Annotated in this window: 22 protein-coding genes and 1 pseudogene; 13 read left to right on the top strand and 10 right to left on the bottom strand. The window is 69.8% G+C overall.

All coding sequences use genetic code 11. The features are described from left to right. Positions 1 to 127: 127 nt before the first annotated feature. Positions 128 to 1,159: a helix-turn-helix domain-containing protein gene (locus KI385_RS43880; RefSeq protein ID WP_281066810.1), complete on the top strand. Its 1,032-nt coding sequence runs from the start codon at positions 128 to 130 to the stop codon at positions 1,157 to 1,159. Positions 1,160 to 1,373: 214 nt separating this feature from the next. Further along, positions 1,374 to 2,396, top strand: a complete 1,023-nt coding sequence (locus KI385_RS09020) for a helix-turn-helix domain-containing protein (RefSeq protein WP_238571691.1) — start codon at positions 1,374 to 1,376, stop codon at positions 2,394 to 2,396. Positions 2,397 to 2,496: 100 nt separating this feature from the next. Here KI385_RS09020 and KI385_RS09015 read toward each other — a convergent pair whose 3' ends face one another. Then, positions 2,497 to 3,456 (bottom strand): helix-turn-helix domain-containing protein, encoded by a 960-nt coding sequence (locus KI385_RS09015; RefSeq protein WP_238571690.1) that lies wholly within the window; start codon positions 3,454 to 3,456, stop codon positions 2,497 to 2,499. A 327-nt stretch (positions 3,457 to 3,783) separates the two neighbouring features. On the opposite strand from KI385_RS09015, the gene KI385_RS09010 reads away from it, so the two are divergent. The 6 genes and pseudogenes from KI385_RS09010 to KI385_RS44570 all read left to right on the top strand — a co-directional run. Then, entirely contained in the window at positions 3,784 to 4,794 is a 1,011-nt protein-coding gene (locus tag KI385_RS09010) for an alpha/beta hydrolase (protein ID WP_425357066.1), read from the top strand. A 112-nt stretch (positions 4,795 to 4,906) separates the two neighbouring features. Then, on the top strand, positions 4,907 to 5,320 hold the full coding sequence (locus KI385_RS09005) for an SsgA family sporulation/cell division regulator (RefSeq protein WP_238571688.1): 414 nt from the start codon (positions 4,907 to 4,909) through the stop codon (positions 5,318 to 5,320). A 141-nt stretch (positions 5,321 to 5,461) separates the two neighbouring features. After that, on the top strand, positions 5,462 to 5,593 hold the full coding sequence (locus KI385_RS43875; RefSeq protein WP_281066809.1) for a hypothetical protein: 132 nt from the start codon (positions 5,462 to 5,464) through the stop codon (positions 5,591 to 5,593). A gap of 41 nt (positions 5,594 to 5,634) precedes the next feature. After that, positions 5,635 to 6,477, top strand: coding sequence for an alpha/beta hydrolase (locus KI385_RS09000; protein ID WP_238571687.1), 843 nt, complete (start codon positions 5,635 to 5,637; stop codon positions 6,475 to 6,477). A 14-nt stretch (positions 6,478 to 6,491) separates the two neighbouring features. Further along, the gene (locus KI385_RS08995) at positions 6,492 to 6,857 is read left to right on the top strand and encodes a GNAT family N-acetyltransferase (RefSeq protein ID WP_238571686.1); all 366 of its coding nucleotides are present in this window, start codon (positions 6,492 to 6,494) and stop codon (positions 6,855 to 6,857) included. 152 nt (positions 6,858 to 7,009) lie between these two features. Continuing rightward, positions 7,010 to 7,168: pseudogene (locus KI385_RS44570) on the top strand (serine/threonine-protein kinase); the annotation flags it as partial. Between the two features lie 640 nt (positions 7,169 to 7,808). Here the strand turns inward: KI385_RS44570 and KI385_RS08985 are convergent. The 4 genes from KI385_RS08985 to KI385_RS08970 are packed head-to-tail and all read right to left on the bottom strand — an operon-like array spanning position 7,809 to position 11,859. Next, positions 7,809 to 8,423 carry a GTP-binding protein gene (locus KI385_RS08985; RefSeq protein WP_238571685.1) on the bottom strand — a complete coding sequence of 205 codons (615 nt, stop codon included), beginning with the start codon at positions 8,421 to 8,423 and terminating at the stop codon, positions 7,809 to 7,811. After that, entirely contained in the window at positions 8,371 to 8,856 is a 486-nt protein-coding gene (locus tag KI385_RS08980) for a DUF742 domain-containing protein (protein WP_425356892.1), read from the bottom strand. The genes KI385_RS08985 and KI385_RS08980 overlap by 53 nt, the downstream gene beginning before the upstream one ends. A gap of 47 nt (positions 8,857 to 8,903) precedes the next feature. Then, positions 8,904 to 9,380, bottom strand: a complete 477-nt coding sequence (locus KI385_RS08975) for a roadblock/LC7 domain-containing protein (protein ID WP_238571683.1) — start codon at positions 9,378 to 9,380, stop codon at positions 8,904 to 8,906. Continuing rightward, complete coding sequence (locus KI385_RS08970) at positions 9,361 to 11,859, bottom strand: sensor histidine kinase (RefSeq protein ID WP_238571682.1); 2,499 nt, start codon at positions 11,857 to 11,859, stop codon at positions 9,361 to 9,363. The genes KI385_RS08975 and KI385_RS08970 overlap by 20 nt, the downstream gene beginning before the upstream one ends. A 426-nt stretch (positions 11,860 to 12,285) precedes the next feature. On the opposite strand from KI385_RS08970, the gene KI385_RS08965 reads away from it, so the two are divergent. After that, positions 12,286 to 13,425: a substrate-binding domain-containing protein gene (locus KI385_RS08965; RefSeq protein WP_238571681.1), complete on the top strand. Its 1,140-nt coding sequence runs from the start codon at positions 12,286 to 12,288 to the stop codon at positions 13,423 to 13,425. A 71-nt stretch (positions 13,426 to 13,496) separates the two neighbouring features. On the opposite strand, the gene KI385_RS08960 is transcribed toward KI385_RS08965, so the two are convergent. Next, positions 13,497 to 14,369, bottom strand: coding sequence for a serine hydrolase (locus KI385_RS08960; protein ID WP_425356891.1), 873 nt, complete (start codon positions 14,367 to 14,369; stop codon positions 13,497 to 13,499). After that, the gene (locus KI385_RS08955) at positions 14,366 to 15,346 is read right to left on the bottom strand and encodes a LysR family transcriptional regulator (RefSeq protein WP_238571680.1); all 981 of its coding nucleotides are present in this window, start codon (positions 15,344 to 15,346) and stop codon (positions 14,366 to 14,368) included. The genes KI385_RS08960 and KI385_RS08955 overlap by 4 nt, the downstream gene beginning before the upstream one ends. An 85-nt stretch (positions 15,347 to 15,431) precedes the next feature. Here KI385_RS08955 and KI385_RS08950 point away from each other — a divergent pair, with 85 nt between their 5' ends. Together KI385_RS08950 and KI385_RS08945 are read left to right on the top strand one after the other, a co-directional pair. Next, positions 15,432 to 16,406 carry a CE1 family esterase gene (locus tag KI385_RS08950; RefSeq protein ID WP_238571679.1) on the top strand — a complete coding sequence of 325 codons (975 nt, stop codon included), beginning with the start codon at positions 15,432 to 15,434 and terminating at the stop codon, positions 16,404 to 16,406. 91 nt (positions 16,407 to 16,497) lie between these two features. Next, positions 16,498 to 18,129 (top strand): penicillin-binding transpeptidase domain-containing protein, encoded by a 1,632-nt coding sequence (locus KI385_RS08945; protein ID WP_238571678.1) that lies wholly within the window; start codon positions 16,498 to 16,500, stop codon positions 18,127 to 18,129. Positions 18,130 to 18,184: 55 nt separating this feature from the next. Here the strand turns inward: KI385_RS08945 and KI385_RS08940 are convergent, their stop codons facing one another. After that, the gene (locus KI385_RS08940) at positions 18,185 to 19,351 is read right to left on the bottom strand and encodes an alanine racemase (protein ID WP_238571677.1); all 1,167 of its coding nucleotides are present in this window, start codon (positions 19,349 to 19,351) and stop codon (positions 18,185 to 18,187) included. A gap of 157 nt (positions 19,352 to 19,508) precedes the next feature. On the opposite strand from KI385_RS08940, the gene KI385_RS08935 reads away from it, so the two are divergent. Further along, positions 19,509 to 20,096 carry a cupin domain-containing protein gene (locus KI385_RS08935; RefSeq protein ID WP_238571676.1) on the top strand — a complete coding sequence of 196 codons (588 nt, stop codon included), beginning with the start codon at positions 19,509 to 19,511 and terminating at the stop codon, positions 20,094 to 20,096. 28 nt (positions 20,097 to 20,124) lie between these two features. Here the strand turns inward: KI385_RS08935 and KI385_RS08930 are convergent, their stop codons facing one another. Together KI385_RS08930 and KI385_RS08925 are read right to left on the bottom strand one after the other, a co-directional pair. Further along, positions 20,125 to 20,937, bottom strand: a complete 813-nt coding sequence (locus tag KI385_RS08930) for a S1 family peptidase (RefSeq protein ID WP_238571675.1) — start codon at positions 20,935 to 20,937, stop codon at positions 20,125 to 20,127. Between the two features lie 23 nt (positions 20,938 to 20,960). Then, positions 20,961 to 21,764: a S1 family peptidase gene (locus KI385_RS08925; RefSeq protein ID WP_238571674.1), complete on the bottom strand. Its 804-nt coding sequence runs from the start codon at positions 21,762 to 21,764 to the stop codon at positions 20,961 to 20,963. Between the two features lie 203 nt (positions 21,765 to 21,967). Here KI385_RS08925 and KI385_RS08920 point away from each other — a divergent pair, with 203 nt between their 5' ends. Further along, positions 21,968 to 25,411 carry an outer membrane protein assembly factor BamB family protein gene (locus KI385_RS08920; RefSeq protein ID WP_238571673.1) on the top strand — a complete coding sequence of 1,148 codons (3,444 nt, stop codon included), beginning with the start codon at positions 21,968 to 21,970 and terminating at the stop codon, positions 25,409 to 25,411. The last annotated feature ends 70 nt before the right edge of the window (positions 25,412 to 25,481 follow it).

The raw sequence follows: 25,481 nt of genomic DNA, 5'->3' as shown, positions 1-25,481 counted from the left end.
ATCACAGTCGCTTCGCAGTCATCATGCCGACGACGTAGGTCACCCGGCGTTCCAGGATGGTCGAGGTGCCGGTGGGCCGCTCGTGCGGCGGTGGGGTCCGGCACCGGAGAGATGACTGGAGGCCTCCATGACACCTGTGATCGACACGGCCGGATTCCCGGACAGCGACAACAGGATGCGTCGTTGGAGCCGGGCCGTTTCCAGGGCCACGCTGCCGGTCACGGTCACTCCGTACGGCGCTCGGCCGCTGAAAGGCCGTATGACCACCCGGCGCCTGGGTCATCTGCTCTTCGTCACGACGGACGCGGATCCGCAGTGCTTCACCCGCGGTCGACGGCGGATCGCCCGTGGCGCGGGGGAGACCGAGGGCTATGTGGTGGTCGCCGTCGTAGGGCCCACCGGTGCTCTGCTGGAGCAGGGTGGGAGAACGGTCGACATCACCGCGGGATCGCTCGCGATCTGGGATACCGAGCGTCCGCATGTGGTCGACCTCCCGCACGGTGTACGCACGACGGTCTGCCTCGTGCCACGCCACACCCTTGGTGTACGGGACGACCAGCTGGAGCGGGTGACGGCGACCGTGATCGAACCGGACAGTCCGGTGGCCGCCGTACTTGGACCTCTTTTGGTGACACTGGCCGAGACAGCCGCAGACTGCCCGGAGCACGTCGTCGGCCAACTAGCCTGCAACGTCACGGACTTGGTAGCCACCCTCGTCACCGAGCGCGCCGCCGGTGACGCCGGGAGCACGACAGGTCCGCGGTACACCCAGGCCCGGGAAGTCCGTGCTTACGTGGACCGGAACCTCGGGGATCCGGGACTCTGCCCGGACGCCATCGCGGCCGCTCACCACATGTCCGTCCGGTCCCTCCACAAGCTCTTCGAAGGGGAAGGGATCACGGTCAGCCGTCTGATTCAACGCCGCCGACTGGAGGCGTGCGCCAGGGATCTGCTACGGGGCGACAGCTCCGAGCAGACGGTCTCCGGTGTGGCCCGGCGCTGGGGCTTCACCAACCCGGCCCACTTCAGCCGGCTCTTCCGCGCCGCGTACGGCATGCCTCCGTCCGAGTGGCGCGACACCCAAGGCGGCGCAGAGACCGTGGCCACCGCCCCCGCACCATCCGTACGGCAGCTCTGCCACGCGCTTGACCTGCCGTGATGTGTGATTGCCCCACAGTGCAGGACCGAGGTGTTCCGTGGTGAAAACAACGCGCGGCGACGGAAGATGGCGTCGTCTCCGCCATCGCGCCGGAGCTGCGTGTACGCCTGCATCAGCAGGCCCGACACAGGGGACCACGGCACGGCCACGGCCCCACCGGCCGCCGAAAGGCAGGCCGACGATGCTCTGAACCACTCTGTACCAGGGAGCCCATATGAGCCTGGCGTTCACCACCATGTCTGTCGCCGATCGGAAACGGCTCATATCGGAGGACTCCGTCTCGCGGGCGCTCCCGTCGCGGGAGAACGTCGTGCCGCACGGCTCCTCCTTCCAGGGCCGGGCCGACTCGCACCATTTTGGATTCCTGCAGGTCAGTACCTTCGAGGGCGGAGAGCAACGGTTGGTCGGACCGTCGCAGTCCCTCGCGTCGAATCCCGGCGACGTCATCGGCGTCGGTATCCACACGACGGGCTCGGCCCTACTCGCTCAGCAGGACCGGGCCCTGCGCTGCGAGCCGGGCGACGTGTTCGTCATCGATATCTCACGTCCCTATGCGCTACGTGAGCACGGTGACTTCCGTCTGCACCTTTTCCAGTTCCCTCGCACTGTTCTGGGCCTTTCCGACGAGGACATGGAGGTCCTCTGGGGAGTCCACCGGCCGTCCGGCCAGGGAGTGGTTCAGCTCCTCGCACCGGTGCTCGAGACCATGGCGGACTCGGTTGCGTCCTACTCGCAGCACGTCGCTCACCGCCTCGCGGGCCTCGTGACGGATCTGCTCGGCACGATGGTGTCCGAATTGACGGTGGTCGAGAGCGCGGCCGTTGGCACGGCGGACGAGAATGCCGCTCGTGCCGACCTGGCACGGCGGATCCGCAGCTTTGTGAACCAGAATCTGGGCGACCGTGAGCTGTCTCCCGAGATGATCGCCGCCCACCATCATGTCTCGGTCAGATACCTGCACAAGGTGTTCGCCAACGAAGGCACCACCCTCAGCCGGTGGATCCAGCAGCGCCGATTGGAGGAGTGCAGACGGGAACTGGCCCGGCTCGGGCACGTCACCCCGTCCGTCTCGGCAGTCGCCAAGCGCTGGGGCTTCGTGAACCCCGCCCATTTCAGCCGCAGTTTCCGCGCCGCCTATGGCATCTCACCGAGCGACTGGCACAAGGTCCGCAACGCCGACGCTTCGGCCTCGCCGGCGGAGGAGAAGGTGAGTGGAGCCCTGGCGCTCGCGGGCTGAGGCACGCACGTATGCAGGGAGAAACTCTCTCGCGCGGGGGCTCGACATGCCGGCCCCCCGCGCGCGGGACGACTCCGGTGAGAGAGGCCGTCGTGGTTTCTCAGTCGCTCGTCATTCCCGCGACCCTGCGCCATTGACGGGGCGAGTGCCCGTATACCGACTTGAACGCACGGCTGAAGTGCGCCGGGTTCTGGAAGCCCCAGCTCTGCGCGACCGTCGAGATGGTCGGCGTCGCTCGCCCCCGCCGCACCAGCTCACGGGCGCACTCCTCGACACGCCGCTGCTGGATCAGCTTCCGTACCGTGGTCTCCTCCGCTTCGAAGAGGCGGTGCAGATACCGGACCGAGATGCGGTGGGCCTCAGCGATGCGTTCAGGGGAAAGACCGGGATCGCGGAGGTTCTCGTCGATGTAGCGCCGGATCAACGGCAGAAGGTGATCGCGGGTGGAGCCGCGGTCGTCGGCGCCGCCCAGCTCATCGACCAAGGCGGCCAGCAGATCGGCCGCATTTCCCGCCAGTCGGTCGCCGACCGGTGCCGCGATGCGTGCCGCGTCTGCCACGAGCCCCGTGACGAAGGGGGCGAGAAGCGCGGCCACACCCTCGGCCGGTGCGATGGCACGTCCGGTGATCCGGTGCACACCGGCCGCGGCGTCGCCCAGCGACCGTTCCGGCAGACGGAACAAGTGCAGACAAAAGCGCTGCCGCGGTTCCAGGGCGAAGGGGCGTCGAAGGTCGAACAGGGCCAGTTCCCCAGGGCGCAGCACAGCACTGCGCCCGTCCTGATGCAGTGCGGCGGTCCCGGACTCCTGCACGGCGAGGGCGAGGTGGTTCTCCGGCGCGTCGGTGACCAGGCGGGTGTTGCGGCTCAGACGTACAGGGTCGGCTTCCATCGACAGTACGCGCAGATAACCCAGATCGACGGCCGTCAGGCTCCCTTCGAAGGGATGGGCGGTCTGCCGAGGGGTCACCTGGACCGGAGCCAGCAGACGGCGGACAGCGCGCTGCCACGCGCCGACTCTGTCCGCTTCGGGATCGGAAGCCGTACTCAATACAGATCGCACACAGACTCCTTGGCTCACGTACTCCGGTGGCGAGTGGGACCATGGCGCCGGAGCGACCAGAGGTCTCCGCAAGGCCACGCTCACACCGGATTCGGCGTGGGCGTATCCGGACTTCCAGGCTTAAGTCATCTGACGACACAAGAGTGGCTCGGAAGACCGTCCCTGCTCACCTGGGCATGAGGAGTGCACGGAGCGTCATGTGTTCGTACACCTGGTGGACCGTCTGCTGCCCGGTCGCTCCGTAAGGTCGGTGCACGGTGCCGGGAACACCCTCCTGGCATCCGGCGCATGCCTGCCGATTTCCGGTGGGCGCCCCCACCGTCGGCCATGGCCGAGCCCGTGCAGGAGTGCCCTGTGAAAGACATCGCCCAGGTCTCGCAACCGCCTGTCGTCCTCGATCGATTGGCCAAGAGGTTCGTCGAGACGTACGACTGTCCCTCGGTGCCTGCCGGCACGCGTCCTGAGAGGGCACGGGCACAGCTCACACCCTTGATGAAGGGCTCCGGCTCCGGCTCCGACGCGGACGTCACGGAGGAATGGCTGGCCCTGCCGGGCTGCGACGGAAACAGGATCAGGGTGCGGATCCTGCGTCCTGTGGACGGAGACGAACCGCTGCCCGTGGTTCTCTTCCTCCACGGACTGGGGTGGATGCTCACCGATGCCACCGCCCACCGGCAACTGGTCGCCGACCTTGTGCTCGGCGCCGACGCGGCGGTGGTCGTTCCGGAGTACGACCGGCCCCCGGAGGCTCGCTACCCGGTGGCCCTCGAACAGGCCTACACCGTCGCGCGATGGGTCTCCCAACACGGCGCCGGGTGCCGCCTCGACGGGAGTCGAATCGCCGTCATGGGCGTTTCGGCAGGTGCCACTCTCGCGACCGCGCTGACCCTGCTGGCGAAGCAGCGCGGTGATGTGCGCGTCCTGCACCAGGTCCTTGTCTGCCCCGTCACCGACGCGGCCATGGACACGCAGTCCTATCGCCAGTTCGCCGACGGCTACTTCCTCGGCCGTGCGGCCATGCGCAGCTTCTGGCAGCAGTACGCTCCCGATCCTCACGAGCGCTCGCAGATCACCGCGTCCCCGTTGCAGGCGACGGTCAGCGATCTCGAAGGGCTGCCACCGGCCCTGATCCTGACCGCGGAGGCCGATGTCCTGCGGGACGAGGGGGAGGCGTACGCGGCCCGCCTGCGCGAGGCCGGGGTGCCCGTCGTGTCGATGCGCTACCACGGCACCGTCCATGGGTTCGTCCTGTTCGACGCGCTGCGTGCCAGCGATGTCTCCAGGTCCGCGCGCACCCAGGCCATGGACACCCTCCACACGGCTCTGCACAGCTGCTAGGGCCTGTCCGCAGATACCGACATGTGCGTCAGAGGTCAAGAGTTCGTACGCACTTTGGCTTGTTGTCGCTCCTCGGTGGCCTAGCGTCCGATCGGTAACGAAAGGAGCAGATGTGCAGCAGCCCATCGTGCAATTGGTGACGGCGAAAGTGATGACGGCGCAGTGGGGCTGGTGTCATCTGCCCCTCCGGATGCGCTACCTGCCGGAAGACCCGCTGGCCGTGCGGCTCGACTTCGCCGTGGCCGACGCCACCACCCCGAACGGCATCACGTGGGTGTTCGGGCGAGACCTGTTGGCGACCGGACTCATCCTCCCCACCGGCGAGGGAGACGTGCGTGTCCGTCCGCACGGCGACAGTGAGATCGACGTGGAACTGATCTCCGCGGATGACTGGTGCGTCGTGAGGACGCCATCGGTCGGTGTACGCCACTTCATGGCCCGGACGCAGACGACGCGGCACCGGTGGAGAGCGCTGCTCGACGCCGACCTCGACCGGCTGCTGGACGACATCCTCCGGCACGCCTGAAGCGGGGCCGTCGGCAGGCGCGGTGGGGGGGCGATGAGCTGTGCGTTGTCGGGAAACCTCCCTGCACATGCAGTCATCTTGCGTGGAGCACACCGCCCTAGCTTGTCGCTGACGCTCACCCATCCAAGGAGTCGGAACGGTATGCCCGAGCCTCGGTCGATGAGTCGCCGCCGGAACACGGTGGAGGTCGCGAGCTCACACCTGCCGCTCTACAGCCGGCCCCACACGGTCGCGGGGCTGATCAAGGACGCGGCGCGATCGACCACCGCGTAACCACCGCCCCTCTTCCATCTCCAACAGTGAGGACATGTGCCGTGTCAGCATCGGCCGATCTCGAGACCATCGAGCGCATCAACGCGGGCTCCCGCACCCCTGTCGTGTTCGTCCACGGTCTGTGGCTGCTTGCCAGTAGCTGGGAGCGGTGGGCGCGGGTCTTCGAGGAGGCGGGGTACGCGCCTGTGATGCCGGGCTGGCCCGACGACCCGGACACCGTGGCCGAGGCCAACGCCCACCCCGAGGTCTTCGCCGGTAAAAGCGTGCGCCAGGTCGCCGACCACTTCGCCGGCCTGATCGGGCGGCTGGAGCGCAAGCCCGTCGTCATCGGACACTCCTTCGGTGGCCTCATCACGCAGATGATCGCCGGGCGCGGGCTGTCCGCCGCCTCGGTGGCCATCGACCCGGCGCCCTTCCGCGGCGTGCTGCCGCTGCCCCTCTCGTCGTTGCGGGCCGCGAGTGTGGTCCTCGGCAACCCGGCGAACTACCACCGGGCCGTTCCGCTCACCTACGACCAGTTCCGCTACTCCTTCGCCAACGCCGTCAGCGAGGAGGAGGCCAAGGAGCTGTACGAGCGGTTCGCCGTGCCTGCGCCGGGCGAGCCGCTGTTCCAGGCGGCGTTGGCGAACATCAATCCGTGGACCGAGGCGAAGGTCGACACCCTCAGTCCCGAGCGTGGACCTCTGCTCATCATCTCGGGCGCGAAGGACCACACCGTGCCGTGGGTCATCGCCAACGCTTCCTACAAGAAGCAGCAGCGCAACCAGAACGCGGTCACCGAGATCACCGAGATGAAGGGCCGCGGTCATGCGCTGACCATCGACAGCGGCTGGCGCGAAGTCGCCGACACCGCCCTCGCCTTCATCCGACGCTTCACCAGCTGACCACGAGGAGAATCATGAACGACATCGGCATCGACAGCGACTTCGAGATCAGTGACGTCAGGGACCAGGGGCTCCTGGTCGGGCGTCTCGACGGCGAGATCGTCGGCTTCATCCAGTACTTCGTCCTGCAAGAGCCGCAGCGGGCCCTGGTACCCGTCCACACCGTCGTCGAGTCCGAACACGCAGGCAAGGGCTACGCGGGAGCACTGGTACGCGAGCTGTACCAGTTGGCCGGCCGCGAGGGGCTCGCGGTCGCGCCCCTGTGCCCGTACGTCGTGAAGTGGCGGGCACGTCACCCGAAGGAGGCGCCTGCTGCCTCCGAGGAACTGCTCAGCGCGGCAACGACGGCCTTCGCCGCCGACCCGGTCAGGTGGTGGTGACCGAGAACCGCCCGCACTGATCCGCGCCTTCAAGGCGCACAGAGAGACGGACCGCACTCCTCCCGGCACATCCGGAACCCCGTGTGGGGCGTCGGATCGGCCGACGGTCGGGCCGTATCGTCCGGTGGCCGAGCTGGCGCCGACCGGCCGCGGTGATCGACTTCGGTATCGCGCGGGCCACCGACAGCGAGGGCGGCACCGAGATCACCCACACCGGCCGGCTGGTCGGCTCGCCCGCCTTCATGTCTCCCGAACAGGCCGAGGGGCAGCCGCTCACCCCGGACAGCGGCGTGTTCTCCCTCGGCGCGGTGGCCCGCGGTGCACGAGATGATTGACGAGCGCGCTGAGATCGCCCGGCTGCTCGGGCTGCCGGAAGCGGACACCGTACTCGTGTAGACCGAGACCGAGACCGAGACCGAGACCGAGACCGAGACCGAGACCGAGACGGTCGTCCGCACGACGCTGCTACCAGGCCGCACCCTGCTGCTGCCGGACGCCCCGCCCGCGGATTCTCCGCCCTCGGATCCGGCTACCGCTCCCAGGGCGCCGGGCCCGAGCCGCCGCGCTCTTCTGCTCGGCGCGCTCGGCGCCGGTGCCGTCGCCGTCGCCGTACCGATCGGACTGGATCTGGCTTCCGACTCGTCGGCCACCGGGGACAAGAACGGGGCGGGCGCCACCTCTTCGACACAGAGGCCGTCCGGGCGCGCATCGCGCTCCGCGTCGCCCACCCCCGTCCCGACGCCCAAGGCAACCCTGGCCGACAAGGGGGAATCTCCCCTGCACGCTTTGCAGTTCAGCCCGGACGGCACGCCGCTGGCCGCCTGCCTGTTCCGCCAGCTGGCCCTCTGGAAACTCTGACAGCCGCGCCAGTTCGGCCGGCTGTGGCTTCGCGCCGCGACGTTCTGCCTGGCGCAGTGGATCAGTGGGCCTGGCCGGGAGGGGGGCCGGGAGTCAGCCCGCTGTGGTGTTTTCCGCGCGGGACAGGGCGACTTCGAGTACGACCAGCAGTGCATCCCGGACCGAGCCCGTCTTGCGTGCGTCGAAGACGATCAGCGGTACGTGGTCGGAGACGTCCAGCGCCCACCGCACCTCGTCGAGGTCGTGGTGGACCTCGCCGTCGAACGCGTTGACGGCGACGGCGAACGGCATGCCCTTGTGCTCGAAGTAGTCCACCGCGGCGTAACAGTCGTCCAGGCGGCGGGTGTCCACGATCACCAGACCGCCGAGAGCGCCCTCGACCACGTCGTCCCACATGAACCCGAACCGGTCCTGGCCCGGCGTGCCGAAGATGTAGAGCTTCAGCGTCGGGTCGATGGTGATGCAGCCGAAGTCCATGGCGACCGTGGTGGTGGTCTTGCCGGGGGTGTGAGAGAGATCGTCCACGCCGGCCGCGACCTCGGTGATGGCGGCCTCCGTGGTCAGCGGCCGGATCTCGGAGATCGAGCCCACGGCCGTGGTCTTGCCGACGCCGAAGCCACCGGCGATGACCAACTTGACCGGTACCGGCGGCTGTTCAACCGCTGTCACGGAGTGAGCCCCGTGAGTCGGGGACGGCACGGAGACCATCAATTACCCTTCGCAGTACGGAGATGTCCTGGGTTGTCCTGGCGTTCGGGACATGGACCGCCAGATGTCCGGCGGTGCACAGGTCCTCCGCCAACACCCGGATCACGTTGAGGTGGAGGCGCAGCCGGGCGGCCAGTTCCGCCACCGACTGCGGCCGTCGGCAGGCCGCGACGATGTCGTGTTGTTCGAAGGCGAGCGAGCCCAGGACGGAGAGCCCGGACGATGTCGCCACGACCTGGGTCTCGATCGGGAGCGGTGGGCCGGCGCCGCCCCCCGCCACCCGGCCGGCGGTCAGCAGGAAAGGCCGGATCGCCGGAGCGCGGCCGGCCGGCTCCGACGGACCCTGGGCTCTGCCCTCCCCCAAGCTCTCGGCTCCGCTCGAGCGGGGGGGACCCCCACCCTCGTCCGGTCCTGGTTCACCGGCGGCCATCATGATCCTCTTCTCAGCGCCTGCACCCTGCCTCCGCGGTGTGGGACGGGTCAGCGGGCCGGTGCGGCGCCGGCGTTCTTCTTGAGCTCCAGCACCAGCTGGGGGGTGAGCGCGCTCCCGGCCCGGTTGGCGAAGAGGGTCATCTCGTAGGCGATGTTGCCGAGCTTGGCCTCCTTCGAGGTCACCACGCCGAGGACGGCGCCGCAGCCGATGGCCGACACCAGCACATGGCCGCCCTCCAAGTCGATGATGACCTTGTTGAGGCCGCCGAGGCCGTAGTTGCCGGACGCACCGGCGGCCAGACTCGTGATGCCCGACACGATCGCCGCGAGCCGCTCGGAGTCGGCCTGCTCGCGCAGTTGGGAGACGGCGATCAGCAGGCCGTCGGAGGACACCGCGATGGCGTCGACGACGCCGGCGGTCTGGGTGGCGAACCGGTCGAGCAGCCAGGTGAAGTCGGCCACGGCGGCTGTCAGATCGGTGGGTTCGTCCCGCTCGGAACTGCTCTTACCTGTCGGCGTGGTCACTGCCCGACTCCTTCCGGGATTGCTGGTGTGGTGATGGGGCTGGATCCCTCGGGGCAGGAGCACTCTCTCGCTCTGCCCTGCGTACGGCGGCCTCGAATTCGTCGAGTTCCGAACGGACCGCGTCGGCGTCGACAGGTCGGCGCACGGCCTGGGTCTCGCGGTCGGCCGCCGGGGTGGTCATATCGAGCGTCGCACCCCGTACCCGCCGTCGCAGCGGCCGGGAGGACTGTGCCGGCCGCGGCTCGACCGCGGGGCCGGTCTGCTCCGCGTCCGTGCGGTGCGCGAGGCGCCGGGGGAGCTCGCCCGGCCGCGAGGGGGCGGCCGGCTGCTGTTCGGGCGTGGTGCCGAGGGCTCGTACCGGCAGGGGTGTGGCGGAGGCCGGTGCGGGCTCGGGTGCGGGCGCGGTGGACTCCTGCTCGGGCGTTGCCGGGTGCTCCGCCACGGCCTCGGCCACCTCCGCGGCCGCCCCCGGGGACGGTGTGGCGGCGGGGCTCACGGCGAGCAGCAGCGCGGAGGGGAGCCAGACGGTGCCGGTGACCCCGCCGCCCGGCGTACGGCTCAGGGTGACCCGGATGCCCGAGCGCCGGGCGAGGTTTCCGACCACGAACAGGCCGAGGACCTTGGTCGGTACGAGGTCGAGCCGTTCCCGGCGGACCAGCCGGGAGTTCTCCTCGTCGAGGCGTTCCGTGCTCATTCCGAGGCCGTGGTCGATGACCTCGATCAGGGCACCACCGTCCGAGGTGATGTCGGTGCCGGGCCGGACGACCACTTCGACGGGCGTGTCGGACGGGGAGAACGAGACCGCGTTCTCCAGCAGTTCGGCGAGCATCAGCGTCAGATCGTCGACGATGTCGGGCGCGACGGTGACCTCGGTCTCGGACCGCAGGGACACCCGCTGATACCCCTCGATCTGGCCGAGCCCCGCCCGTATGACGTTGACCAGGGTGGTCGGCCGGGCCTCCACCTCGGGGTCCCGGATTCCGGCGAGCAGCATCAGACTGTCGGCGTTGCGCTGGAGGCGCACGGCGATGTGGTCGATGCGATACATCCGCTCCAGGACGTCGGCGTCCGTCTCCTCGCGTTCCACGGCGTCGATCAGCATGAGCTGGCGTGAGGTGAGGTTGCTGACCCGGCGTCCGACGTTGCCGAACATCTCGGCGACGTTGCGGCGGCTGAGCACCTGCCGCTCCAGCAGCGCCGCGGCGGTGACCTGCACCTGGTTGAACGCCTCGGCCAGGTGGCCGATCTCGTCGCGGACGGGAACGGGGATCGGTCGCGCCCGCAGCGGGGTGCGCTCCGGCGACTCGTCGTCCTCGACCCTGGCGAGTTCCTCGCCGGCCACATCGACCACCTGCTGGGCGGCGTCGGTCAGGGCCGCCAGGGGTCGTACGACCGAGCGCCGGACCAGGACGGAGAAGGTCAGCCAGGAGACGAAGCCGAGCAGGGCGAGGCCGAGCATCGCCAGCGCGTTGTGCAGGGCGCCTTGGGAGAGACCGTCGGCCCGGGCGGCGATCTGCTCCGTCAGCGACCGGGTGATGTCGAGGCGGGCCTCGGCCTGCCGGGTTCCGGCGGTGATCGCCTTGCGCAGCTGTTGCGGGGTCTGGCCCTGTAGGGAGCCCGGATCGATCTGGAGCTCCGCGAACTGGGCGTCGATGCCGTTCTCCTCGGCATCTCGCTCGATCCCGCCCAGGCGCAGGACCTGGTCCGGGTCGGCGATCCTGCCGAACCGTTCTGTCTGCTCCTCGTAGAGCTTGTGAGCACCGACCGCCCGGGTGTACTCGGTGAGCGCGTTGGCATCCCGGGTCTGGGCGGAGAACACCCCGCTCTCGTAGGCCGCGTGGGCGGCGTCGGCGCGCAGTACCGTGTCGAGGAGATGGGTGACCGAGGACGACGAGGTGCCGTCGAAGCGGTCGAGGCCGATGCCGTCGATCAGGTAGCCGACCGCGGCAGCGTACGCGGGATCGATGCCGGCGGCCGGGACCGAGCCCCGTTCGACCTTGTCGCGCAGCACGGCAAGGCCCCGGATGTACTCAAGGGCCCGCGCCTCCTCCTTCGGCAGGCCCGCCCCGAACGCGGAACGCACGGCGGTGACCTGCTCATCGGTGTCCCGCTGCGTCCCGCGGTAGGCGGCGGTCGACGGCAGGGCGGCGCCGGGCCGGGCCGACTCCTGCTCCACGGACAGCAGGAGCGCCTGCCGGTGTTCGGCCTGTACGTCGTTGATCAGCCTTGCGACCTGCTCGCTGTCGCGCACCAGCTCCGCCGTGCGGCCGGCTTCCCGGGCCTTCTCCGCCTGGGTGTTGACCCCGATGCCCAGAAGCACGCCTACGACGGCGACGGGCGCGATGACCAGAACGTTGAGTTTCCGCCGGAACGGCCATCGGTCCAGGAGGGCGCCCGCCTGCTGACGGAACCGCGGCGTCAACGGTGAACGCCGGGACGGGTCCGGTTCGTGTGGCGGGTCCACTGTGTCCACAGACACCCAGGCCTCCTTACGACATGCTCCTGAGCGGTGACCGAGGTGTTGTTGTTGCCGACCGCCGACGACAGGGGATCGTGACGCTTGCGAAGTTCGCCCGAATACACGAGCGAAAAGATTGCGCCACATGCCCAACCGGCCGTGAACATTACCGCTTGTGCACGCGCATGCAACACATGACCACCAACGGCCAAGCGGTATTCAACTCTTTGTCACATTTGGCCCGTTACCCATTGCGGTGTGCCATGCCGGCCGATGGGCCGGTGTCCGTGGGGGAGTAGGGCGCGGACCGGCTCGCTCCGCACCGGGCCCGGCGCCGGTGGCGTACGCCGTGCCTCCCGGAGGTGGATGCGCCGTGGAGCATCGCCACCCGTAATCTGTCTCCCCCCACCCCAACCCGTATCCTCATCCTGCCCTGCGAGGAGACCCGTGCACCCCACCCGCAAGGCGGTCGTGACAGCCGCCGCACTCCTGGTCATGGCCACCGCCGTCGGCTGCGAACCCGGCGCCGGCGCCACCGCATCCCACGGGAGCTCCTCCAAGCCCGGATGCCCCGCCGCCCTTTCCAGGGCCAAGCAAGCCGTCACGAAGGCCGAGGAGGTCAACGCCCCCTGGAGGGGCCCCACCACCGGCCCCAAGGCGGTCCACGGCAAGACCATCGTCTATATCGCCCAGACCCTGACCAACCCCGGCGTCGCCGGAGTCGCCCAAGGTGTTCAGGAAGCCGCCGAGATCGTCGGATGGCACGCCCGCACCCTCAACGGCCAGGGCACGCCCGACGGTCAGCGGGCCGCCTTCAAGCAGGCCCTCCGCCTCAAGCCGGACGGCATCGTCATCAGCGGTTTCGATCCCGGGATAGCCGCAGAGGACGTCAAAAAGGCCAATTCGGCGGGCATTTCGCTGATCGGCTGGCACGCCGCCCCGGCTCCCGGCCCCAGCAAAGACCCGCAACTCTTCAGCAACATCACCTCCCGGGTCGAGGACGTCGCGAAGATCAGCGCCGACTGGATCATCGCCCGGTCCAACGGCCGCGCGGGCGTCGTCCTGTTCACCGACGCCTCGGTACCCTTCGCGAAGCGCAAGTCCGATCTGATCAAGAAGGAACTCGCCACCTGCTCCGGCACCAAGCTGCTGAGCTACACCAACATCCCCATCCCCCAAGCCAACAGCCGCTCCATCGGGGAAGTCCGCTCTCTGCTGTCCCGTTTCGGCCGCAAGTGGACCTATTCCGCCGCCATCAACGACCTGTACTTCCGCCACGCCGCGCCCGCCCTGCGCGCCGCGGGCAAGGACGGCGCCGGCGCCCCGTTCAACATCGGTGCCGGTGACGGCGACCCGTCGGCCTTCCAGCGCGTCAACGGCAAGGAGTTCCAGGCCGCCACCGTGCCCGAGCCCCTCTCCGAACAGGGCTGGCAGATCGTCGATGAGTTCAACCGCGCCTTCACCGGCACCCCGGACAGCGGGTACGTCGCCCCCGTCCACATCGCCACCGCCGCCAACAGCGGCGGCGCACTGTCCTGGGACTCCGAGGGCTACCGCCAGGCCTACCGCAAGATCTGGGGCGATTGACGCGCTCTCCCGGCCCGAGCCGGCCCGGCACCGGCGTGCGGGCCTCGGCCGCGTAGCGCCTTCGAGCTCACCTAGGGCGCGCGCAGTGCGTCGACGGCGATGCGGGCGGCCGTGCCGATGACGGCGTCGGCCGCGGGGAGGGTGGCGGCGGTGTTGGCGGTGCGGGTGAAGACGGCGACGGCGTAGCGGCCGCCGTCGGGATACTCGACGACGCCGACTTCGTTGCGCACGGTCGGCAGGCTGCCGGTCTTGCCCGCGACGTGGACGTCGTCGAAGGGGAAGCCGGAAGCCATGCGGTGTGGCCAGACCTGCAGGCCGAGGATGCGACGGATGGCGGCGCCGTGCTCGGGGGTGCAGGCTTCGTCGCGCCAGACGGCGCCGAGCAGGCGGGTCATGTCGCGCGGGGTGCTGCGGTTGGTGCGGGCCGGGTCGAGGGCCCTGAGCCGGGTGATGACGTGCGGGTCGGTCAGTGCCTGGGCGCCGCCGGGGCCGGCGTCCTCCCGGATGGTGGCGAAGAGTTCGCCGAAGGTGTGGACGGCGTGCGTGCGGGTGAGGCCGAGGCGGGGCATGGCGTCGTTGACGGCGTCGAGGCCGACGTGCCGCAGCAGGAGGTCGGCGGCGGCGTTGTCGCTCACCGCCATCATCAGGTAGGCGGCATCGCGCACGGATATGCGGACGGGGTCGAGCATGGCGGCCAGTCCGGTGGGGCCCGCCGTGCGGCCGGCCGGCGGGCACTCGATCTGTTCGCCGAGGTCCAGGCTCCCCGAAGCGGCCAGCTCGTGGAGTGTGACGAGCAGACAGAGTTTGTGGACGCTGGCGGTGCAGACCGGCTGGTCCGCGCCGGCCTCGATCTGCGCGCCGGAGTCGATGTCGAGGGCGTGCAGCCAGCCGGTGCCACCGGCTTCGGCGAAGGCCGCGTGAATGCGGGCCGGGGTGTCGGTCACAGCCAGTACTCCGATGCCGGGCGAAGGTGCAGCGGCCCTGCGGGCGCCTCGCCCCGCGCGCCGGCGGTCGTCCGCAGCGCGTGCGTGGCCACTTCCGCGAAGGCGCTGACGGCGGCGTCGCCGCGGCCCTTCGGCCAGGCCACGGAGTGCCGCCAGGCCAGTGGGGCACCGGCGAGCGGACGCCATACGACGCCCGAGCCGGCGTCCGCGTTCCGATCGCGGACGTCGGTGGGCTGGGCGTCGTACGGGCCGAGGGCCACGGCCCCGGCGGACAGGACCAGGCCGCGGACGAAACTGGCGCCCTGGCCGTGCCGGACGGCGGCGGGGGTGTAGCCGTTGCGGGCGCAGGTGGTCAGCAGGTCGTCGTACAGCGCCGGAGCACTGCTCCGGGGAAAGAGGATCAGGTCGTACCCGGTGAGCGACGTGAGCGGCACCTCGTGGAGCGCGGCCGCGGCGGCGCTGCGCGGCAGCAGTACCCCCAACTCGCGGCGCAGAACCGGGCCCAGTTCCAGCCCGGAGACGTCACAGGGGTGGTGGATGACCCCGACGTCCAGGTCGTGGGAGGCGAACCGGGCGAGCTGCTGAGCGGTGGACAGCTCGTGCAGCTCCAGTTCCGGGCCGGCATGGCGCCGCGGAAAATCCGCCAGCACCGCGGCGACGGTCTCGCCGGCGATATCGGGTGACAGGGCGGCACGCAGCAGGCCGGTCTCACCGTCCCGTATGCGGCGCGCGGTGGCCATGAACGCCTCTGATCGGGCGAGCAGTTCACGGGCCTCCGCCAGCAGCAGCGTCCCGGAATCGGTGATCGTCACCTGCCGACTGGTGCGCTCGAACAGCCGGACGCCCAGCTCCCGCTCCAGCCGCTGGATGCGCTGCGACAACGGTGGCTGGGCCATGCCCAGACGAGCCGCGGCACGGCCGAAGTGTGACTGTTCTGCAACAGCCACAAAGCACTCCAGATGCCGAACCAGGTCCATGAACAGCAATCATATCGACAATTGATCGATTCGAGATCGATATGCATCTTGGACAGATACCGGGAGGCATTGCTCTCCTCAGGACATGGATTCCTTCACCCCCTCTCGCCGCGGCCGCACCGTGCGCGCCTGGTGCCACGCGCTGCTGCTCGGCCTCGCACTCGCCGGCTGCGGTACGACGACCGAGCCGCCCGCGCCACCGACCAAGGCCGGCGGCTCCGTGGCTCCGACCACAGCGGCCGAACCCCCGAAGCAGCTGCGGGTGGACGGCCGTACGCGGGAGTACCTGCTGCACCGGCCCGCCGCGAACGGCAGCAAGCCCCGGCCCCTGATCATCGCCTTCCACGGCCGCGGCTCCACCGCCTCGTACCTGCGCGAGCAGAGCCGCCTGGACGAGGACGCCAGGGCGCGCGGCATGCTGATCGCCTATCCGGAGGGACTGCACAAGCTGTGGGGCGCCGGCACCCAGGTAACCGAGCAGCGGCCGGATCCGGACCTCGACGTACGGTTCACCAAGACGCTGATCGACGAACTGGTGCGTACGGAACGGGCCGATCCCGAGCGGGTCTACGTCGTCGGGTTCTCCAACGGGGGCTCGATGGCGCTGCGCGTGGCGGCCCAGCACCCCGAACTGCTGGCGGGAGCGGCCGCGGTGTCCGGCGAGCTCCCCACGGGGGCCGCCGCGGTCAAGCCCACCGGACCGGTGCCCGCCATGATCATTTACGGGGCCGACGACCCGGTGCGCCCGCTCGCCGGAATGCCCAGCCCCACCCCCGCCCCCGCCGGTGAAGAACCGGTCACACCGACGATGTCGGCCCGGGACAGCGCCGGGGCGTTCGCGGCCGCGGGCGGGGCGGGCAAACCGGCCACGGAGACCGAAGCGGGCTACGACCGCACCGTGTGGCGCCTCAGGAACCCGGGAGCCACCGTTCAGCTCCTCGTCATGCACGACGCGGGACACGCCTGGCCGGGCTCGCGCATCACTCCGCCCAAGGGCTTCGGGCGCACCAGCACCGCACTGAACGCGACCAGCACGATCCTCGATTTCTTCCGCCTCTGAGCAGCGACAAGACCGGCCGACAAGACCGACGGAACAGGCCGACGAGACCGACGGACCAGACCGGCAAGACCGACATGACAAGGACTTCCCGATGCCGAAATCCGGGTACGCCACCACTCGCCGTCGCAAGCCGCGCACCATGGTTCGGGCCGTCACCTCGGTGGCCGTGGTGAGCGCGGTCGCCGTGGGCGGGACGTACGCGGCCGGTCTCGGTCCCTTCGCCCGTGGTGCGGCAGGCCCCGATCCCGCGGCCCTGGCCCAGGCGCGCGCCTTCCTCGCCGACTGGGCCGCCGGGCGCCTGCCGAACGCGGCCGGCCGTACCACCAGACCTGCTACGGCGCAGGACGTGCTGCGCAACTTCACCGCCGGCCTCGACATCGGCAAACCGACGCTCACCGCGGCGGCGCCCACGGAGGCCGAAGACGACACCGTCAGCGTCCCCTTCACCGCCAAGATGCCCATAACCGACCTGGGCACCTGGACGTACACGTCAAAGCTGCCGCTCCGCAAACAGGGCGACGGCAGCTGGAAGGTGGACTGGACACTGTCCCTGGTCCACCCGCGTCTGAGCGGAGCCAAGAAGTTCCACCTCGAACGCGAGGACACGGACGCCCCTGAGGTCACCGACCGGAAGGGGGTGGCCCTCTCCGGCGACACGTTCCCCTCCCTGAGCCCCGTCCTGGCCCAGATCGACGACGGCGCGGGCGGCACCGGCCCGCGCGGTGCGATCCAGCTCGTCGACCGGGCCACCGGAAAGGTCGAGCGCACGGAAGCCACCTTCGGGAAGAAATCCGGCCGGCCGTCCGACCGGCCCGTCCGTACGACCCTCGACGCCACCTGGCAGGCCGCCGCGGAGAAGGCCCTCGCCTCCGCTGCCCACGGCAAGAACGCCTCGCTCGTCGCGCTCCGGATCGACAACGGCGAGATCCTGGCCATGGCCAACTCCCCGTCGTCCGGCTTCAATCGCGCCGTCTCCGGCACCTATGCGCCCGGGTCCACCTGGAAGATCGTCACCAGCGGCGCCCTGCTGCTCAAGGGCGCCGTCGCACCCGCCGACATCGTGGACTGTCCCAAGTACCTCACGGTGGGGAAGGAGTTCCACAACGTGGAGACCTCCGAACACCGCAACGCCACCTTCCTGAAGGACTTCACCGAGTCCTGCAACACCGCGTTCATCGGCCTGCGCGGCAAGCTCGGTGACCAGGAACCGGGTGACGTCGCCGGCAAGTACTTCGGTGTCGGCCAGGAGTGGCACGTCGGCATCCCCTCGTACGACGGGTCGGTGCCGGCGCCGCAGGACGAGACCGAGAAGGCCGCCTCGATGATCGGGCAGGGCAGGATCCAGGCCAACCCGCTGATCATGGCGTCGGTCACCGCCACCGCGGTCTCCGGCACCTTCCATCAGCCCTCGATCACCCGCGGGAACAGGAACACGACCACCACCACCCCGCTCCCGCAGAAGGTCGTCACACAACTCCGCGCAATGATGCGCGCCACCGTCACCGACGGCACGGCGAGGGTCCTGTCCGACCTGCCCGGCGACGTCGGCGCGAAGACCGGCACCGCCGAGGTCTCGGAGGAAGAACCCAACAACGGCTGGCTCGCCGCCCATCGCGGCAACGTCGCCGTGGCCTGCGTCGTCGAGCAGGGGGTCACCGGCGGTGGCTCCGCCGGGCCCGTGGTCCGCGACCTCCTGGCCGCCGTCCCCGCCGACCCCTCCTGAACGGGACGCCGAGGCAGTACGCAAAACCGGCGGCGAACCCCTCGGCGCACGGTGGCTACCGGTGGAACCGCGGGTGCCACACGTCGCGTACGTCTCCGTTGTCGTCGGTGACGGTGATGTCGGGCCAGCGGTCGAAGGCCGAGCAAGGGTGGGAGATGCCGAGGTCGACGGTGTCGCCCACGTCCAGGCCCTGTGTGTCGGTGAGGACCAGGTGGTGGTCGTAGATCTGGGCCGCGGTGGCCTGTGCCGCGGGGCGCGGGGCGCCGGTCGCCGTGTATGCGGCAAGGAGGACGGGCAGGCCGGCGTCGTAGGGGAGTTCGCGTTTCCCGGCGTTGATGACGGCGGTGCCGGGCTCGGGGGTGGACAGTACGGCGGCCCGGACGGTGAGGGCCGGGCGCAGGCCGGGCAGGGGTGAGACCTGTGCGTAGGTGCCGTGGTCGTGGGTGACATAGCAACCCGAGCGGAGCACCGGCACCAGGGGCAGGTCGCGGAACCGGCGTGCGAGGTCCGCCACGGTGTCGGCGACGCGGTCGGGGAAGGCGGAGCCGCCCATGCTGAAGACCGGCCGCGGGGTCCGGTACAGCGGGGCGAGGGAGGCGAAGGCGTCGGCCGTCACACGGCAGTGGGCGTCGACCGCGGCGAGCGTGGCGGCGTCCCGGCGGTTGGGCCGCACCCCCTCATACCCGGCGACACCGGCCAGCAGCAGTCCGTCTCCCGTCTTCGCCACGGCTGCCCCCAGCTCGTACGCCTCAGCGGCACCGCGCACTCCGGTACGGCCGCCCTGCACGCCGACGTCGACCAGCATCCGGAGGGGGTTCTCGGCGCCGTTGAAGGCCGCGCGGGCGTACCGGAGCCCGGCCGCGGAGTCGACGAGGCAGTAGAGCTCCAGGTCGGGTGTGGCGTCGAGGCGCGCTCGCAGGAGCGCCAGGTCGGCGGGGTGCACGACCTGGTTGGCGATGAGGATCCGGCGTACGCCCCAGCTCAGCGCGGTGTCGGCCTGGCGGGCGGTGGCCACCGTCACACCCCATGCCCCGGCGGTCAGCTGCCGCTCGACCACGGGGCGGGTCATCGTGGTCTTGATGTGGGGGCACAGTTCGAGGCGGTGCGCGCGGCACCAGTCCGCCATGAGGTGCACGTTGTGCTCCAACGCGCCCAGGTGGAGGCGGAGTTCGGGCAGCGCACGGGCTTGGTCGTGGGCAGGGGAAGCGGGAGCGGAGTCCATCTGTCCTCAAGGAGTTCTCGGCGGTACGCCCGACGAGCGGACGCCCGCGTCGGCGTCTTCTATAGAAGACGGACAGTAGAGGATGTAAGACATTCGGGCAAACGATATAGTGGATGGGATGTCCTGTTTACTCGACACGGGAAAGAGGTGAGGGCGCGTGGCGAAGGACGGCGCTCAGGGCGCGGCACCCGACGCGGACGAGGGAATCGGCCGGCATCTGCGCCGCGAACGTCAGGCGCGGGGGTTGACGCTGGAACAGCTCGCCGAGAAGACCGGGCTGTCCCGGAGCTATCTCAGCAACGTCGAGCGGGACGTGAACAGCCCGACGATCAACACGCTGCGCACCATCGTGAACGCCCTCGGCACCACCCTCAGCCGGCTGCTGCACGCCGTCGACCGCGAGCAGCGCGTCCTGACCCGCCCCGACCAGCGCGTCGAGCTGACCCGGGCGGGTGTGGACGGGGTCACCTACACCCTCCTCAACCCCGAGCACGGCGGCAGGCTGGAGATGATGCTGCTGGAGGTCGCCCCGGGAGCCTCCTCCGGTGACCGGCCGCACAGCCACACCGGCGAGGAGGTCGGCGTCCTGCTCAGCGGCGAACTGGACTACTGGGTCGACGGCGTCCCCTACCGCCTGGGGCCCGGCGACTGCGTCAGCTTCCCCTCTGCCACCCCGCACCGCTACAGCAACCCCGGGGACGTCCCGGCCGTCTGCGTCTGGGCCGAAACCCCTCCGAGTTTCTGATCCTCAGATCCCCAGGTGCCTCAGAGGCCTATTGCCGGATCTGGCCGGCGATCTCGCGGGCGAAGGCCGAGACGCGGGTGTAGACGCCAGGCGTGGGCGTGGTGGCGTTGCTGTTGGCCAGCCAGCTCACGATCCCGATCAGCTTTCCGCCCGCGACCAGTGGACCGCCGCTGTCGCCCTCGGCGTGGTGGGCGCCGGTGACCGGATCGTTGGCGCAGGCGTGCATCCTGGGGTCGAAGTCGCCTCCGGGATTGAGTCGCCGGCACGTCCTGTCGGGGAGCATGCGCAGGTTCGCCGTTCGCAGGCTGTTGGCCTCGCGGTTCTCGTAGTCCAGCAGGCCCCAGCCGTAGACCCGTGCGCCGGTGCCCGGGCGGTACGAACCGGTGTCGGCGGCGGTGGCGAGGGGCAGCGGCGTGTACTTCGCGGGCATGGGCGTATCGAGGGTGAGGACGGCGACGTCGTTCTCCAGATGGCGGCCGAACCGCGGGTGGATCCAGACCTTGGTCACCTTGCGCAGGGTGCCGTCATGACGGCGCAGGTCGGTGCGGCCCGCGAGGACCCCCAGATCGGTGGGCTCTTCGGTCACCACGCAGTGGGCGGCGGTGACGACCTTCGTCCGGGTGACCAGCGTGCCGCCGCAGAACTGGCCCGAACGCGGGTAGGTGTCGGTCTGCCGCCACAGGTTGACCGCGACCGTCCATGGTGCCTGCGCCGTGCTCGTTTTCCGACCGCCGACGATGGCGTGGGCGGTGGGGGCCGGCAGCACGGCGAAGCCGAAGGCAACGAGCGCCATGAGACAGGCAAGTGCGGGCATACGCGGGTACGCGTGCCGTCGAGTCATCGTGATTCTCCCTGGCTGTCCAGCTATCCGGCCATCTGGCTCTGGAGGAGCGCGTAGTAGGAGGCGGTCTTGACGGCGACGCCCGGGTAGAGGCGGTTGGTGCAGCTGCCGCCGCCGCTGATGACACCGACGAGCCGCCCCTTGACGACGACCGGTCCTCCGCTGTCCCCGTAGCAGGCGTTGACACCACCGGCCGGGTAGCCCAGGCACATCGTGTAGCGCTTCTGGTAGCGACGGCTGCCATATGCGGTGACGCACTGCTCGTCGCCACGGTTGGGGATCAGTGCGGTCTGCAGCGGCGGCACGCGGTCATCGTCGTCGCGACCGGTCGTGGACCCCCATCCCAGGACCCTGTTGGGTGTGCCTTCCTCGTACAGCTTCTGCTGCGCCGGAGTGGCGAGAGGCAGAGTGCGGTAGGGCATGGGGGCGTTGAGGGTGAGGACGGCGATGTCGTGCGCGTAAGTGGAGCCGTTCCCTTCGGTGTTGGCCTTGGGGTGGATCCACGCCTTCGCGACCTTGCGGACCGTGCCCTCGCCGGTTTTCCGGAGATCCTCCCGGCCGGCGACCACGCGTAGCTGATCGACGGTGGCCGGATTCACGCAGTGGGACGCGGTCAGCACCTTGTTCGGCGCGACGAGCGTGCCCCCGCACTCCGGAAGCTTCACGTCGTCCGCCGACGTCAGGGCCACTGTCCAGGGGTACTTCTTGATGTCGGCGCGGTCTCCTCCGACGACCGCGGCGGCGGGTGGGACGGCTGAGACGACCAGCGCTGCCCCGGCCAACGCCGCGCCCACCAGGGCACCGCGGCGTGTTCTCGCTGCGTTCATTGCTCCTCCGTGGCGTCCGGGCAATGTCACCCAGGGAGAGGCTGTGCAACGCCGCATGGTTGTCTGCGACATGGCGACTCTTGCGGGCCGTGTCGCGCTGCTTGGCGCATGTCTGCCGATGAGGCACCTGTTTGGCGTCGTGAAGCGGAATTGTCGCCGCGCGTTTCGCTGCCGGCCTTGTGGCGCCGACAGCGTTCCTGCGCATGAAACCAATCCGCGCAGCAGCCAGAGCGGGTCTTGTGCTGCTGTTCTTCGTCCTGGGCTTCGGTGTGCAGCCCGCGTCGGCGCATGTGTCGCCGCACCACGCCGAACTCGTCGTCTCCACCAAGGAGAACGTCACCAGCGGGAGGCTGATCGTCCACCGTGACGTGGTCTCGCCCGACAAGGCGGGCGCTTGGGCGTCGCGCCTTCTGACCGCCTCCTGTCCGGCCACCGGCTCCGGTGTCGCCGGCGACAGCGGTGGAGTCCCCGGGGGTGTGGTGGTCGAGCTGGCGTGGAGTTGCCATGTCGACAAACTCGACCTGACGTCGATGCTGACGGAGGGCGGACTGACCCAGGCCGTCGTCGAGTTCGACGGCAATACGGTCGATGCGACCGCGGCGGCCCCGGTCGTCGATGCCTGGGGTGCCCATGAGGGCCCCGCGAGCACTGCCTTCCCGTGGCGCACCGCGGTGCTCGGCGCAGCCCTTGCCGTCGTGGCGCTGCAGGCCCTCCGCTGGGCGCTCCGGCGCCGTTCGCAGTACCGGCCCACACCTCCGCGCCCGCACCTGCGGCAGTCGGTGCGCACCACCCGTCGGCGCCGTAAGCAGCTGATTGCGGCCGGTGCCGCTGTGGTGGCGGGGCTGGTGCCGTACGCCACTGCCGGTACCTCGTTTGCCGCCGACCAGACGGTCGCGGCTGCGGCGAACAGCGACCCGGTGTCCGTCCAGGGCACGGTCTTCAAGGACGTCAACCGCAATGGCGTACGGGACGGGGGCGAGGCGCCCCTGCCCGGCGTCGATGTCACCGACGGTGCCGTCTGGACGACGACCGGCGCCGACGGCTCGTACACCCTGCGGATGGACCCGAGCCGCCGGGAGACCGATCTCGTCAGCGTGGTTTCCCCCAACGGCTATACCCCCGCCTTGCGCAAGGACTACATCCCGCAGTTCTTCCACAAGGTGCCCGACGGCGACGGTCCGCATACCGGCATCGACTTCGCCCTCGTGCCGGACAAGAACGCCGCCAACCCCACCGAGAAGTGGGTGATGGACTCCGACATCGAGGTTTCCAACACCTCGGACGAGGCGGCCCGCGGGACGTTGCCGCGGTGGACCGGCCAGGTCGAGGCGATGTCCGAGGTCGACGGCGCGACGATGGCCATCGCGACCGGCGATCTGACCGTCACCGACTACGCCCAGGAACCGCGCCGTCAGGCCGGTTACGACATCCTGCGCAAGGGCCTGACCGACGGAAAACTCGGTATGCCCTTCTACCCGACGGTCGGTAACCACGACGTCGGCGGCACCGCCACGTCCCAGGGATACGGCGGCAGCATGGAGTACTACCGCCGCAATCTCGGTCCCGAGTGGTACAGCTTCGACCGCAACGGCCGTCACATCGTCGTCCTGGAGGACAACTACGACGCAAGCGGCCTCAAGCCGCAGCTGGAGTGGCTGCGAGAGGACCTGAGGCGCCACGCGGTCGGCAAGCAGGTACTCCTCTTCGCCCACCGGTCACTGTTCACCCAGTGGGGACCGGGCGCCGGTATGCAGCCGACCATCGACGAACTCGCGAAGTACGACGTGCGGATGTTCGCCGCCGGCCACAACCAGCAGGCCGAGTACCGCCGTGGCGCCTTCGACCGCTCGGTCGAGATCAACAACCAGGGCGCGTACGGCATCGACGGCTCCCACCCGGACTACAAGATCCTGAGCTTCAAGGACATCACCGACAACCCGCGCACCCGGCGCAACGAAGACACCGGCTATGTGAGAGGTACGCACCGGCAGTTCGACGTCGATGACGATGCGGCACTGGTCAGCCCCGCGCCCGGCAGTGTCCACGGAGCCGGCGCCACCATCCCCGTCGAGCTGTACGCCGAGGACGACGGCCGCACACCGGCCACCGCAACCCTCACCATCCGCGACAGCCAAGGCCGTACGGTACGGCGCGAGAGCGGCCTGAAGTTCGGCGCCGGCAACGCCCGGACGGGCAAAGAGAACTGCTACACGCCGTCCGGCGGCAAACCGGAGCCCTGTCCCGACGCCCGGATCTCCTGGACCCGCGTCAGCGACCGGACAGGCGGACTGCGGCCGGGAACGTACACGGCGCAGATGACCGCCGTCGACACCAAGGGCACGGCATGGCCCACCCTCAAGAACCGCTTCAAGGTCGTGCCCGCAAAGGAGTTGGCCAACCCGAAGAGCGGCCAGGACTGGACCCGTCAGGGCCGCGACGAAGCGGGACGCGGCGCGAGTGCGGACAACCCGGGCACCGCTCTCGATCTGCGCTGGGCTGCGAGCACCGGTGAGCAGTTCAATCTCAATGGTTCGGTGATCGCCGACGGCAAGGTGATCGTCTCTTCCCGGGCGTTCGACTCCCCGTACAGCATGATGCTCGCCTACGACCTCGCGTCCGGCCGCGAGATCTGGCGTACCTACCTGGACGGCGACGCCGAGTCGGCACCCACCCTCCACAACGGGAAGGTCTATCTGACCACCGCCGTCGGCCGGATCTACGCGCTCGACGCCGGGGACGGCCGTGTCGTGTGGCAGACGATCGAGAACGAGGAGCGGCACGGCGACACCGTGCGGCGCTACGGCCGGGCCGGCGGTCCGGTCAGTGTCTTCGACCTCAAGGGCGAGGACCGTACGATCGCCGTCTATCAGAACTGGAACAAGATCCAGTGCCGCGACGCCAAGAGCGGTGACCTGCTGGGCGGCTTCAACGGAGCGACCAACTGGGGCCAGTTCCACAGCACGGCGGTCCGCCAACCCGGCTCCAACACCGCCTATCTGCATACGGATTCCAGCAACACGCTGGTCGCCATGGACCTCGCGAGCTGCGGTCAGCTGTGGGTCCAGAACACCCAGGGCGGCATCGACAGCCACTCCTCCCCCGCGCTCACCGATCCGGCCGAGGGGGACCCGAAGTTGGTCACCATGACCCAGAGCGGCGCCCGCGGTCACGACCTCAAGACCGGTGCGGTCCAGTGGCAGTCCACGGTGGGCGGCAGCAGCACCTGCGAACCCGGGCAGGCTCCGCTGACCAGTCCCGCCGTCTGGGGCGACACCGCGTATATCGCCGGCCGGGACGGTGTCATCCGCGCCTACGACACCAGCGCGGCCGAACCGGGCAAGCCGCTGTGGGAGACCCCCGTCGGCCATCTGACCGGGGAGAGCCCCCTGGACGACAAGTGGCGGGTGGCCATGGGGTGCACCAGCGCAGGGAAGGGCTCCCCCGCGATGCACGCCGTGGTGACCAAGGACCGCCTGTACGCAGGCACATGGGACGGGCGTCTGCTCGTCCTGGACCGCGCCACCGGCAAACGGCTGGCCGAGTACAACCTCGGCGGCGGAGTGGCCTCGGCACTGTCCATCAGCGGCGACTGGGTATTCGCCCTCACCGACGACGGGACGATCCACGCGCTGGCGGCCAGGCGCTGATCGGTAACCGACCGGTACATCTCTCCCGCCCTGCGGGTGCCTCCCCGACAAGGGAGGCACCCGCAGGGCA

The organism is Streptomyces inhibens (assembly GCF_022221585.1).
GTDB classification, from domain to species: Bacteria; Actinomycetota; Actinomycetes; order Streptomycetales; family Streptomycetaceae; genus Streptomyces; species Streptomyces inhibens.
Note: the sequence above shows the minus strand (reverse complement) of the source record. Positions and strands in the feature narration are given on the sequence as shown.